Origin of the sequence: Ancylobacter moscoviensis (assembly GCF_007559435.1) — a bacterium.
GTDB lineage: Bacteria > Pseudomonadota > Alphaproteobacteria > Rhizobiales > Xanthobacteraceae > Ancylobacter > Ancylobacter moscoviensis.
In genome coordinates this window covers 386,967-398,672 of the sequence record NZ_VMBP01000005.1, presented here as the reverse complement: position 1 = coordinate 398,672, position 11,706 = coordinate 386,967, and the positions used below count along the sequence as shown (strand labels likewise).

Below are 11,706 nucleotides of genomic sequence, written 5' to 3'. Positions count from 1 at the left end.
AATACGAAATCCAACAAAAACGCCGCCCCGGACTAACCGCCAGGGCGGCGTTTTTGCGTTCAAAGAGATGTTGCCGCTGCCGGGTCTCCGTAATTCGGCATGCTCCGGGAAAACGCAGGGAGCGGCGCGCCGGACGTCATTCCAGCGACGCATATGGTCAACGTGCGGATGAGTACGCAGGCGGGCTTCTGTCCCGGCGCCCTCCCCCTTCTCCACCGGAAGCCCCCATTGCCGGCTCAGCCGCGCCGGATACCGGCGGCTTCGCCGCTCGCGCGTGTCGGCATATCCGGTCGAGCCGCCGCCAGAGACGGCTCGACCTGGCTTGCCCGGCATGGGCGATGATGGGAGGCTGAGGGAGGAATTATCTCAGGCACGGCCCGGATCAGCGCGACATTCGGCGCCGATAGATCCGGCCGGCGAGCGGGCGCCCTTGAGGCGGCTCGCCCGGTGGCTCAGCCGATCTGCTCGATGATGATGGCCCGGATCTGCTCGCGGGTAAGGCCGCAGGGTTCGGGCTTCCAGTCGGCAGGAGAACGGACGGCAGGCGTATCGATGATGCGGCGATCTTCGCCGCGCTTGGCGTTTTTATTCATGGAATCCTTTGCGCACGCGCGCCATTGGCGGGCTTGCGGTGATTTTGGGATGTTTTTGGAAAAGACCCGCGCTCGAAAAGTCCGGGCGGGCACGTCGATCTTTCGACCATCGAGATATAGGCGAGGATTGCGGGCGAAAGAAGGCCGCGACGGAAGGGCTGCCGGAGCAGCCCTCCCCTTCCGATCAGCGCCGGGACGCCGCCAGGAAGGCGATGAGCCCGACGCTGACGATGGCGGCCACGGCGGCGACGGGATGGCGACGGGCGAGCGTGGAAAGCTCGTCGGCAGCCGTCCGCGCGCGTTCGCCGGCGTCCTCCAGAAAATCGCTGCCGCCGGCCAGCGCGTAGTCCACCGCCGCGCCGGCCCTCGCCGCGCCCCGGCGGGCCGCCTGCCGAACCTGGTCCGCCTGGCCGGAAAGCGATTCCGCCAGCTTGGCGACGTCGCCGCGCAGCGCCTCGATGTCTTGGGAAACCTTCGCGAAATCGGGGGTGGTGGCCATGTTCTTCTCCTAGCTTGGGTGACGATAAACGTGGCGGGCGCAGAACGGTTCCATGTCACCGCCTTGGGTTCGGCGCGGAGGACGGCTTCGCGGCGCCAGCCTAAGCTCGGCCTCCGAACAGCCGGGCGCATCCAGCCCACCTTCACACTCATTGTCCGCGAGAGAAAGTTCGGATCGATGGTGCGCACTTCGATGACGACACAGCCTATGTCGACAGCTCTACCCTGCGAACGTCGGCGCGCGGAAGAGAGTTCCAAGACCCCTTGAGTTGCCCCGGCGGAACAGTCGAGCCCCCTCGTCGCCGTGCCGCCACAGTCGTCACCCGATAATGCCGCCTCCTCCCATTCAGCGAGCCCCATGACAAGACGCCGCGCGCTCCTCCTCCGCAATCCGAAGGCTCGTCGTGGGCAGGAAGAAATCGGGCCCGTCATCCGCGGGCTGGAAGATGGCGGCCTCGACGTCCGGGTCGAGACGTTCGAGGCCCTGCCGGAGATCGCGCGCGACATCGTCCGGCTTCAGGAAGAGGCGGATCTGATCATCGTCTGCGGCGGGGACGGATCTGTTTCCTCGGCCGGCATGGCGGTGATGGAAAGCGGCCTGCCCATGGGGATCATCCCGATGGGCACGGCGAATGATCTCGCCCGGACCCTGGAACTCCCCGACGATCTGGTCGCCGCCGCCGCCGTCATCGTGAAGGGCGAGACGCGGAGGGTCGACCTCGGCACGGTCAACGGCCACGCCTTCTTCAATGTCGCGAGCATCGGCCTCAGCGCCAGGCTCGCCGAGGGGCTGGACCCGGTGCTGAAGAAGCGGTTCGGCCGGCTGGGTTATTCGCTCGCCGCCCTGAAGGTTCTGGCGAAGGCCCGCCGCTTCCACGCGACCATCACCGAGAAGGGGCAGGCGGTCGAAGTGGACACCTACCAGATCTCGGTCGGCAACGGACGCCATTACGGCGGCGGCAATGTCGTTCAGGAGGACGCGGAGATCGACGACGGCCACCTCGATCTCTACAGCCTCGAGATGACCAATCTCTGGAAGATGGCGCTGATGCTGCGCTCGTTCCGCTCCGGAACCCATGGTGCCTGGCGGGAAGTGCGAACGGCGCGCTGCGTGGAGTTCGACATCGCGACGCGCAAGCCCATGCCCGTGAACGCCGATGGCGAGATCGTCACCTCGACGCCGGCCCATTTCAAGGTTCACCCGAAGGCCATTTCCGTCTTCGCGCCGCTGATGTGACGGACTGAGTCGCGCTCTTTCCTCGTGGATGCCGCCTCGGCGGAGGGCTCTCGCCCGCGCCGGCCGGGCGGACATTGCCACGGCTCTCCGCGCCGAGCCCCCCTGCAAATCCGGGCGGACGGCACCATCTGTCACCAGAATATACCTAAGCTGCGGATGACAACCGGGGCCTCGGGATGATCAGCTTGCTTCGGCAGAGTCGTATTGCCACACCTCGACGACGTCCACGAAAGGGCGGCGTCAACAAACCGAGCCATCCCCCGGCACTCGAGCGCGAAGAACGCTACGGCATGCGTAACGCACGGATAGAAGAAGCCCTTTCCCATCTCGAAGCCGCCCTGGCCGATCATTCGCGCGATATCGCCAAAGCGAGGGGAATGACGCTGACGGACGAGGACCGCCGCCGCTACGTCGTCGCCAGCCGGCGCTCATGGGCACGCCTCGAGACAAGACGGCGGGAACTGGACGAGGCCACCGGCGGGCATGTGCCCGCTCCGGCGCCGCCGCCCTCCCCCTCGGAAACGGACGAATTGGCGGCGCTCCATGCCCATCTGCTCAAGGCGCAGCGCGACCTCATCCGCGCCACGGCACGCGCGGGCGCGATGCCGTCCGACAATGCGCTGCGAAAGATCGCCGACATCGCGGCCGCGATCGGCGCCATCGAGACGATGATCGAAAATCAGGCGAGAGGCTGAGGCGCCGGGAACCCTGCGTCCCCTCCGCCCCGGAGGGCGGGAAGCCTTTGTCTGCCATGCCTTACGCTGGCCCTCCGCGCCGGCTGACGCGCAATTCATGCTGCCGGTTTGATCGCACCCTGCTCCCAACTTATGAGCAGCGGAAAAGCGGCATCTTGTTAGAAACCACGCATCGATTGATATGTGGATTCCGATCCACGAAACCGGGAGGGCGACGCAGGAGAGGCCCTGCAACCCCGACCGGGGGCCCATCTGCCGCCGGGAGATCGAAAACGGCAGGTGGCGATCGGTTCATCTTGGGTGCGGGGAGATGCAGGCATGATGCTGCAGGGTGTGCCGGACAAGTGGGGACCCAAGTTCGAGTTCGAGGGCGGGGCTGTCACCCGCACGCATACGGGGCCGAACTCCATTCACTTCACAGCCCCCTCGCATATGGCCCTGGTGCTGTTCACCGCGCAGCCGGAACGCCAGATGGCGCTCAACAGCGACCGCCGGACGCCCGGCTTCGCACCCGTGGGATCGCTGGAGATCGTCCCGGCCGACAGCGAGCTCTTCGCACATTGGGGAGTGGAGAAGCAGAATCTTCTGGTCGCGGTGGAGCCCGAGCGCCTGCAGCGTCTGGCCGGCGCGGAGTTCGACAGGGACACGTTCGAACTGCGGCCGCCGAAGCTCGGCATCATCGACGAAAGGGCCCATAACCTCGCCCTGCACATGCGATACGAGGTCGAGAATGCCGAGATGGGCTGCGCGGAAAGCCTTGACGCGCTCGTCACGCTGTTTGCGACGCATCTGCTGCGCAACTATTCGTCGCTGAAGCCGACGATGCTGCGGCCGCACGCCGGGGGGCTCTCGCCGAGCGCCTGGCGGCGCGTGAACGACTACATCCAGGCCAACCTCGGAAAACCGCTGCCGCTGCACGAGCTGGCCGATATCGCCCGGCTTTCGCCGGCCCATTTCGGGCGGGCATTCAAGAGGACGACGGGGCAGACGACGCATCAATATGTGATCTCCGCGCGCCTCGCCTGCGCGCGGCACCTGATCATCAACACCGAACAGGCCCTAAGCGATGTCGCACGGCAGGCCGGCTTCAGCTCGAACAGCCATCTCGGCTCGATCATGCGGCAGATGTGGGGGGTCCAGCCCTCCTACTGGCGGAAGAACATTCACGAGGCAGACTCCGCGCCCGACCTGATGCCGACCGAAGCGGCCGAAGGGTCTTTGTGAATGTTTTCTGATAGTTAACTGCGATGTCGACAGACAGGCGCGTTGACTCTCCGGGCGCCTCGTTGGGTTATGCCGGGCAGTTTCGGCACGCGGCGACACCCGATGGGCGCGGCCGACCGGCCCCGCCTCCCCGCCTGTTCCAGCCGGCCTGGTCACGGGCGCAGCCCAATTGCCGGACCCACCTCCGGCCAACGCGGAGAGCGTCCCCCAAAGCTCCTCGCATATCGACTGGCCCCGCTCCTGTTTCGCAGGACGGGGCCTATTTTTCAGGGGAAGCGCGCAGGCCCCCCGCCCTATCCCAGGAGACGGGCGACAATCGGCGCGAGCAGCACGTTGAGCAGGCCGACCAGCACCATGACGAGACCGGCCACCGCGCCCTCGGTCTCGCCGAGCTGGTGCGCCCGGGCGGTGCCGGCGCCATGCGCGCCGACGCCGAAGAGCGCGCCGCGGGCGAGAGCCGAGACGAGCGGAACGCGCGCCAGGATCATGTCGCCGATGACGGCGCCGGCGATGCCGGTGACGACGACGAACACCGCCGTCAGGTCGGGAACGCCGCCGATGTCCCCGGACACCTCCATGGCGAAGGGCGTGCTGATGGAGCGGGGAAGCAGGCTGAGCAGGAGCGTGTGATCCAGCCCCACCATGGCGGCCAGCGCCCAGCTGGAGGCGATCGCCGTGAGGCTGCCGGCGACCATTCCCACGAGCAGCACCGGCCAGTGCCGGCGAATGAGCCCGCGCTGCTCATAGATCGGGATCGCGAAGGCGACGGTCGCCGGGCCGAGCAGCAGCACCAGCCACTTCGTCCCGCGGATATAGTCGTGATAGCTCGCATGCAGCAGAAGCACGACGACGGCGACCAGCACCGGCGTCACCGCCAGCGGCATGAGCCACCAGCGCGGCCATCGCGCATAGAGGCGCTTGGCGGCCCAGTAGAAGCCGATCGTCACCGCCGACCAGAGCAGCGCCTGAAAGACGGGCTCAGCGATGAGCGGCTTTAGCCCCGACATGGCTGAGCCTCCAGCGGTAGCAGCAATCGACGGCAAGGGCCGTCACCATCATGACGGCCGCGGTGCTGACGAGAATGACGAACAGGATCTTCAGCCCGACCAGCCCGAGAAACTCCCGGTGATCGAGCACGGCGAGAACCGCCGGCACGAAGAACAGCAGCATGTCGGCCAGCAGCCGCTGGGCCCCGCGCCGCATGCTGAACACGCTCACCCTGCGGGTGGCGAGCAGGACCAGCAGAAGCGCCAGTCCCACCACGCCACCGGGAAGCGGCAGCGCAAGGGCGCGCACGCACGCCTCGCCGGCCAGCCAGAAGGCGGCCACGAGGCCGATCTGCAGCCAGGCGCTGCGATGGATGAAACGAGCGAGCCTGTAATGCGTGCTCATCGGGGTATCTCCTCTCGACAAGCTATGTCGCATTGCAGCATGATGAAAATGAATTGATTGACTAATGATCATTCCAAATCGGACTTTAAATGGAATTCCGCCCGCTCCGTGCCTTCGTCGAAGTGGTCCGCCAGGGCGGCTTCTCGCAGGCGGCCAAGACCGTGTTCGCCACGCAATCCACGGTGAGCAAGGCGGTCAAGCAACTGGAGGAGGAACTCGGCACGCCGCTGCTCGACCGGATCGGCCATCGCAGCGTGCTGACCGCCGCCGGGGAAGCGGTGTATCGCCGGGGCGTGAAGCTTCTCGCCGACCGCGACGATCTCCTCGCCGAGCTCGACGAGATACGCGGGCTGAAGCGCGGCTCCCTGCGGCTGGGCCTGCCGCCGGTCGGCAGCAGCACGCTGTTCGCGCCGCTCTTCGCCGTCTATCGCCAGCGCTACCCCGGCATCGAGGTCCGGCTGGTGGAGTATGGCAGCTCCCGCCTCGAGGAGAGCCTGCGCGCGGGCGAGATCGACTTTGCCGGCGCCCTGCTGCCGACCACGGAGGAATTCGACTGGCAGCTCGTCCGGCGCGAGCCACTGGTGGCGCTGCTGCCGTCGGATCACCCGCTGGCCACGCGGCGCTCGGTCACCCTCGCTGAGGTCAGGGACACGCCGTTCATCCTGTTCGAGAGCGGCTTCACCCTGCACCGGGTCATCCTCGACGCCTGCCGGCGCGCGGGGTTCGAGCCGGACGTGGTGGCCCGCAGCAGCCAGCTCGAATTCATCGTCGAACTGGTCGGGGCCGGCCTCGGGATCGCGTTCCTGCCCCGCATGATCGCCACCCAGCGACGCAACCCGGCGGTCCGGCACGTGCTCCTGAAGGAGCCGGACACGGAATGGGCCATGGCCATGGTCTGGCGACGCGGAGCCTATCTCCCGGCGGCGGCGCAGGCGTGGCTCGATCTGGTCCGCGAGGTTCACGGCCCCGGCCCCCATTCTCCATCGGACTGAACGCCAATCCACGAATTCGTTTTCATCGCGCGGCGTCGCGGCCTAGCCTGTCGCGATGCAAGCAGAGGAACATTCCATGTCGGCCATCGCCGTTCCCGGCGTCACCCTCAGCGACGGCACGACGCTGCCGAAGATCGGCTTCGGCACCTACAAGCTGAACGGCACCGAGGGCGTGGCGGGGATGGTGAGCGCCATCCATGCCGGCTACCGGCTGCTCGATTCCGCCTTCAGCTACGAGAATGAGGGCGCGCTGGGCGAAGCCGTCCGGCAGGCCGGCGTGCCGCGTGCAGAGCTGCGGATCACCTCGAAGCTGCCCGGCCGACGCCAGCCCTTCCGCGAGGCGATCGCGACCATCGAGGAATCGCTCTACCGCGCGCGGCTGGACTATTACGACCTCTACCTGATCCACTGGCCCAACCCGAGCAAGGGTCTGTATGTCGAAGCCTGGCAGGCGCTGATCGAGGCCCGCAAGCGCGGCCTGCTCCGCTCCATCGGCGTGTGCAACTTCCTGCCGCCTCACCTCGAAAGGATCATCAGTGAGACCGGGGTCGTCCCGGCCATCAACCAGGTCGAGCTGCACCCTTATTTCCCGCAGGCCGAACAGCGCGCCTTCGACAGGGCCCACGGCATCGTCACCGAATCCTGGAGCCCGCTCGGCCGCGCCAATCAGCTTCTCGAGGATCCGACGATCGGGGCGATCGCCCGGCGGCTCGGCAGGACGATCCCGCAGGTGATCCTGCGCTGGCACGTGCAGCTCGACGCGATCCCCCTGCCAAAGGCCGCCAGCCGCGAGCGGCAGGTGGAAAACCTGTCGGTCTTCGACTTCGCGCTGTCCGCCGAGGACATGGCGTCGATCGCCACGTTGGCGCGTCCCGACGGGCGCACCTTCGACCAGGACCCCGCCCGCTACGAGGAGTATTAGGCGCGCGGGCCGAGCGACCCGCTCAGCCCGTCGCCGGGACTTCCTGCTTCTCGAAGCTCTGCGTGCCGAAATCCTGCCGGTGCGTGCAGAAATACTGCCGGGCGATCTCGCCGACGAGCCGGACACGGGTGACGTGCGAGCCGGGGATGATGCGGTCGATCCATTCGTCCGGCACCGTCAGCACCATTCCGCATTCCAGCCGGCACAGGATGTTCTTCAGCTCTTCGCCGTTCAACGGGACCTCCGATATCTGGCCGCGCCATACGGAGCCCGGACGCGCGACAGAGGCTTTTCCCGTCGCGGCACGGTGAGGTCAAGACCGGCCGCCGCGCTCAAGCCGCCGGCCGCGCGGGCGAGAGGTGCCTGCGGCGTGCCCTCGCCTGCTCACGGCGCCGTTGTGCCGGCCCCTGCGGCGAGGTCGGCGTCCATGTGAGGTAGACCGAGTTGTCCGCCTCGAGGACCAGGCCGAAATTCCCCGCGCTGTAGGAGAAGTTGCCGTCGCCGAACCAGATGTCGGCGTAGCCGTTCGGGAACATCATGAACTGCCAGCGACGCGGCTGCTTCCAGAACGGATCGCCGGCATCGGGATGGACGCCGAGCCCGGCGAATTCGAGCAGATACATGGGCGCGTCGCCCGAGACGCCCACGCCGCTGCTCGCATCGTTGAACACATAGCCGTTCCAGCCCTCGCCCGGCCTGGAATCGACATCCGCCACCAGCTTTTCCAGCCGCCAGTAGATGATGCCGGTGCCGGCGATCGTGGTCGTCGCCTGGAACTCCAGAAGGCCGGCCCGCGTCCCCGGACGGACGGTACCGCCGATGGTGACCGCGCCGGAGATGACGCCGGCGCCTTCGAGGGTGCCGCCGGGCATCGGGCTGTCGGTGCCGATGCCCGCGATCGAGACGGCGCCGGAGAGCGTCCCGTTGTTCAGATACAGCGTCGCCCCCTGCGTGACCTCGACCGGCCCGGCGATGCTGCCGGGAACCTCGAGCCTCGCCGCGGAGCGCACCCGGACATCCCCGGAACCCGTCGCGGAGGCGCCGGCGGCGACGAGGGTCCCGGCGTTCACGTTCACCGCGCCGGAAAGGCTGGAGCCATTGTCGGCGGAGAGGGTGAGCGTGCCGGGGCCGAAGATGCTCAGGCCGCCGCTGCCGCTCAACGTCGAGGCGATCTCCAGCCCGTCCGATGCTGCGCCGTAGACGACCGCCTCGGCGGCGCCGAACACCAGCGTGTCGACGCTGATGCTGCCGGCATTCATCACCACGCCCGCCACATGGCCGGACGCCTGGCTGCCGACCAGAAGCTCGGCATCGCCGCCGGACACGGCACCGCCATTCAGCTCCAGCGCCGCCACCTGCGGGGCGCCGCCGCTATCGACCGTCTGGTCGTCCACGACCTCGTAGACCGTGCTTGCCGTGACGCCGTTGATACCGAGGCTGGAGGACAGCGTCGGCGCGGCCGCGATGAAGCCGTTCGAAGTGTCGTAGGTCAGGAAGCTCGCCGAGGCGGCGGCGTCAGTGTCGACGGCGAGAATGGCGGGAGAGACGATGCCGTCGACGAGCGGGGGAAGGTTGTCGCCGGTGCCGGCGACGAGCACCTTCTGGCTCGTGCCCAGCGCCGCGATGCCGCCGCCGGGGGCAAGGGTCAGGGTGCCGGCATTGTCGCGCACGATGTTCGGCAGTTTCCCGTCCTCGCCCCCGCCGATGGTGGTGGCATAGCTGTTGACCCCGTTCAGCCGCAGCGTGCCGCCGCCGGCCTCGACGACGAAGCGCGCGAGATGCCCCGGGGCGATCCGCACAGTCACGAGGTCGGAGGTTTCCGGCGCGAGCGCCAGCGTGCCGCCGTTGCGCAGGACGACGGTCCACGTGCCGAAGGGCGTGTCGGTCGTCAGCGTGCTCGCCAGCGTGCCGTTGCAGACCTCGTTGCGGCCCATCAGCCGGTTGGACGCGGCGAGCAGCAGCGTTCCCTCGCCATACTTCACGAAGCCGCCCTGGCCGGCGAGCGGGGCCAGCACGGTCAGCGTCGCCTCGTTGGTGTTGAGACTCTTCGGGCCATCGATCTGCCAGGTCGCCGGCGCGTAGCCGGGCGTGGTGGGAAGCGCCGAGGCCGCGATGGTCCAGCTCGCGGCGAGCCAGAGGATGGCAAAGTTGTCGCCGCTGCCGAGAATGTCGGTCATGACCTCGCTGTACTGCTGCGGGTCGTCGAGCCCTTCCACCGTCATGCCCGCCGGCACCAGCTGGAGCGCCACGGTCTGCGGGTTGCTCGACGGCTCGTTCGGCACGTCGAGGAAGGACATCGGATAGGCGTTGTTGATCGTGACCTTCTGCGTGAACAGGTCGACCTTGAGCGGCGCCAGCGTGTGGCCGCCGTCATTGCAGAGGGTGCAGCCGCAGCCCGGGTCGTCCTCCTTCGGTTTGTAGAACCAGCCCACCGAGAAGACGGTGAGCGAGATCCATTGCGGATCCTCGGCGTCGTTGGCGGCGAGCTGGGTGTCGAGCCATTCGAGATCGGGCACGCCCGTGCTGATATAGGTGTACTGGTCCAGCCCGAGGCCGCGGGCGGCGAAATAGTCGGCGAGGCCCGACAGGACCGTGGTGCCCTGGGTGGGCGAGGTGCCGAGCATGCCGGCGATCAGCCGCTCGAACAGGATGCTCTCGCGGTCATCCGGGCCGGCATAGCGCGCCGGGGCGAGCTGGGTGAAACCGTTGCTGCCGAGATAATAGAGCCCCATCACGACCGAGGTCGGGGCGCAGTAACTCTCCCCATCAGCCGGAAGCGACGTGCCCCAGGGGCCGAAATTGGTCTGGACGATCGACGGCGTGTTGGCGACCGGGTCGTTCCACATGCTTGGCTCCATCGGTCCGTGGGAAATCCCCAGCAAAGAGGTGCGCGCGGACGGACGAGGGCCGGTCCGCGCGTTCGAGGAGGCTCCCCTGCCCGCTGGCGGCGCGATCTAAGATGAGCGGCATGCGCGCTGCCATTACCCGTAAGGGTGAAGCCCGGAAAATGCTGTCGACGGACAACTATTGGCACCCGCCACGGTGAGCATAGCGCTTCAGAAACAAGGGAAGCTACTTTTCCGACCCAAGGAAAGAAGGGGCGCCATGGGGACTATACGAAAATTGATACAAATCATTCGTATTCCAGAACGCCTTAAAAAATTGGGATGCGTGCCCAGCACAAGCGCAAAAGCCGTCGCGCGCCCCCCGACCGTGCGCTAGCATGGTGAAGGGGCGTGGCTACACATCGCGCGACGGGTAATGATGCAATGCAGGCGGCGGAACGTGCCATTACCCCAAAGAGTAGACCGCATGATGCGGGGCTCGCGCAGGAAATCATCGTCCTCTACGAGGCCGAGCCCGACCTGCTGAGCCTGCCGGGCGCGCTGTTCGCCGGTGTCGGCCGGCTGATCGACGCCGATGTCGTGACCTATTCCGAATTCCATCACACGAGCGGCGAATTCCGCTCGATGCTGTCGATCGAAGACGACCCGGCCCGGCGGGCCCAGGGGATCGCGGCCTTCGCGCGCCACATGCACAGCCACGCCTTCTGGGGCTACGATCCCGCCTTCTTCGGCGAGCGCGCGCTGCGCGAATCCGACTTCTTCAGTGACGAGGAGTTCCTCGCCCTGCCGATCGCGCAGGAGGTATTCCTGCCCTCCAACGCCCGGCACATCATGTCGATCGTGATGCAACACGAGGATTATGTGCTGACGATCAACGGATACCGGGTGATCGGGCGCTCGGCTTTCGGCGACGCCGAGCGCGACCGGCTGGAGGCCTTCCGCCCACATATCGTGCGCAGCTATCGGCAGGCCTTCCAGCGCACCCTCGCCACCCTGACACCCGCCGACCGGCTGCGCATCGCCTTCCCCGAGCTGACGCCGCGCCAGCTGGAAGTCGGCTCGTGGATCGCCCGCGGCAAGTCGAACGAGGATATCGCGACGATCCTCGACGTCGGCGTCGACACGGTGAAGGCGCACGTCAAGGCGATCCACGCCAAGCTCGGCGCCGACGGGCGCCTCGCCATCGCGGTCATCGCCCACACGATCCCGCCCTTCACCCGGATGCCGCCGCTGTGGCGCATCGGCGAGGACGTCTGGGCCGGCGCGGCGCGGCGCGAGCGCAGCCGGCAACCGCGGATATCCTGAGG

12 protein-coding genes are annotated in these 11,706 nt (G+C 67.4%); 6 read left to right on the top strand and 6 right to left on the bottom strand.

Annotation, left to right across the window (positions count from 1 at the left end; all coding sequences use genetic code 11):
• Positions 1 to 452 precede the first annotated feature (452 nt).
• A complete protein-coding gene (locus FO470_RS16495) occupies positions 453 to 686 on the bottom strand; it encodes a hypothetical protein (RefSeq protein WP_144344058.1) in 234 nt (77 codons plus the stop codon).
• 91 nt (positions 687 to 777) lie between these two features.
• Entirely contained in the window at positions 778 to 1,092 is a 315-nt protein-coding gene (locus tag FO470_RS16490) for a hypothetical protein (RefSeq protein ID WP_144344057.1), read from the bottom strand.
• A gap of 357 nt (positions 1,093 to 1,449) precedes the next feature.
• Here FO470_RS16490 and FO470_RS16485 point away from each other — a divergent pair, with 357 nt between their 5' ends.
• The 3 genes from FO470_RS16485 (at position 1,450) to FO470_RS16475 (ending at position 4,247) form a co-directional block, all read left to right on the top strand.
• Complete coding sequence (locus tag FO470_RS16485; RefSeq protein WP_144344056.1) at positions 1,450 to 2,328, top strand: lipid kinase; 879 nt, start codon at positions 1,450 to 1,452, stop codon at positions 2,326 to 2,328.
• 176 nt (positions 2,329 to 2,504) lie between these two features.
• Positions 2,505 to 3,023: a hypothetical protein gene (locus tag FO470_RS16480; RefSeq protein ID WP_144344055.1), complete on the top strand. Its 519-nt coding sequence runs from the start codon at positions 2,505 to 2,507 to the stop codon at positions 3,021 to 3,023.
• 318 nt (positions 3,024 to 3,341) lie between these two features.
• Positions 3,342 to 4,247, top strand: a complete 906-nt coding sequence (locus tag FO470_RS16475; RefSeq protein WP_144344054.1) for a helix-turn-helix domain-containing protein — start codon at positions 3,342 to 3,344, stop codon at positions 4,245 to 4,247.
• A 293-nt stretch (positions 4,248 to 4,540) separates the two neighbouring features.
• On the opposite strand, the gene FO470_RS16470 is transcribed toward FO470_RS16475, so the two are convergent.
• Together FO470_RS16470 and FO470_RS16465 are read right to left on the bottom strand one after the other, a co-directional pair.
• Positions 4,541 to 5,254, bottom strand: a complete 714-nt coding sequence (locus tag FO470_RS16470) for an LrgB family protein (protein ID WP_144344053.1) — start codon at positions 5,252 to 5,254, stop codon at positions 4,541 to 4,543.
• Positions 5,226 to 5,639: a CidA/LrgA family protein gene (locus FO470_RS16465; protein WP_144344052.1), complete on the bottom strand. Its 414-nt coding sequence runs from the start codon at positions 5,637 to 5,639 to the stop codon at positions 5,226 to 5,228. Before FO470_RS16465 ends, FO470_RS16470 begins: the two co-directional genes overlap by 29 nt.
• A gap of 89 nt (positions 5,640 to 5,728) precedes the next feature.
• Between FO470_RS16465 and FO470_RS16460 the strand changes: the two genes are divergently transcribed.
• Positions 5,729 to 6,631, top strand: a complete 903-nt coding sequence (locus tag FO470_RS16460; protein ID WP_144344051.1) for a LysR family transcriptional regulator — start codon at positions 5,729 to 5,731, stop codon at positions 6,629 to 6,631.
• Between the two features lie 76 nt (positions 6,632 to 6,707).
• Positions 6,708 to 7,553 (top strand): aldo/keto reductase, encoded by an 846-nt coding sequence (locus FO470_RS16455; RefSeq protein ID WP_144344050.1) that lies wholly within the window; start codon positions 6,708 to 6,710, stop codon positions 7,551 to 7,553.
• Between the two features lie 22 nt (positions 7,554 to 7,575).
• Here FO470_RS16455 and FO470_RS16450 read toward each other — a convergent pair whose 3' ends face one another.
• Together FO470_RS16450 and FO470_RS16445 are read right to left on the bottom strand one after the other, a co-directional pair.
• Positions 7,576 to 7,788 (bottom strand): hypothetical protein, encoded by a 213-nt coding sequence (locus FO470_RS16450; protein ID WP_144344049.1) that lies wholly within the window; start codon positions 7,786 to 7,788, stop codon positions 7,576 to 7,578.
• A 97-nt stretch (positions 7,789 to 7,885) separates the two neighbouring features.
• Positions 7,886 to 10,399: a hypothetical protein gene (locus FO470_RS16445; protein WP_144344048.1), complete on the bottom strand. Its 2,514-nt coding sequence runs from the start codon at positions 10,397 to 10,399 to the stop codon at positions 7,886 to 7,888.
• Between the two features lie 423 nt (positions 10,400 to 10,822).
• Between FO470_RS16445 and FO470_RS16440 the strand changes: the two genes are divergently transcribed.
• Entirely contained in the window at positions 10,823 to 11,704 is an 882-nt protein-coding gene (locus FO470_RS16440) for a response regulator transcription factor (protein ID WP_144344088.1), read from the top strand.
• Positions 11,705 to 11,706 lie beyond the last annotated feature (2 nt).

What these genes read in the sequence shown, in the direction of transcription:
- FO470_RS16460 (WP_144344051.1), top strand. Translation starts at nt 5,729, where the DNA reads ATGGAATTCCGCCCGCTCCGTGCCTTCGTCGAAGTGGTCCGCCAGGGC.
- FO470_RS16445 (WP_144344048.1), bottom strand. Translation starts at nt 10,399, where the DNA reads ATGTGGAACGACCCGGTCGCCAACACGCCGTCGATCGTCCAGACCAAT.
- FO470_RS16490 (WP_144344057.1), bottom strand. Translation starts at nt 1,092, where the DNA reads ATGGCCACCACCCCCGATTTCGCGAAGGTTTCCCAAGACATCGAGGCG.
- FO470_RS16465 (WP_144344052.1), bottom strand. Translation starts at nt 5,639, where the DNA reads ATGAGCACGCATTACAGGCTCGCTCGTTTCATCCATCGCAGCGCCTGG.
- FO470_RS16440 (WP_144344088.1), top strand. Translation starts at nt 10,823, where the DNA reads ATGCAGGCGGCGGAACGTGCCATTACCCCAAAGAGTAGACCGCATGAT.
- FO470_RS16480 (WP_144344055.1), top strand. Translation starts at nt 2,505, where the DNA reads ATGATCAGCTTGCTTCGGCAGAGTCGTATTGCCACACCTCGACGACGT.
- FO470_RS16475 (WP_144344054.1), top strand. Translation starts at nt 3,342, where the DNA reads ATGATGCTGCAGGGTGTGCCGGACAAGTGGGGACCCAAGTTCGAGTTC.
- FO470_RS16485 (WP_144344056.1), top strand. Translation starts at nt 1,450, where the DNA reads ATGACAAGACGCCGCGCGCTCCTCCTCCGCAATCCGAAGGCTCGTCGT.
- FO470_RS16455 (WP_144344050.1), top strand. Translation starts at nt 6,708, where the DNA reads ATGTCGGCCATCGCCGTTCCCGGCGTCACCCTCAGCGACGGCACGACG.
- FO470_RS16470 (WP_144344053.1), bottom strand. Translation starts at nt 5,254, where the DNA reads ATGTCGGGGCTAAAGCCGCTCATCGCTGAGCCCGTCTTTCAGGCGCTG.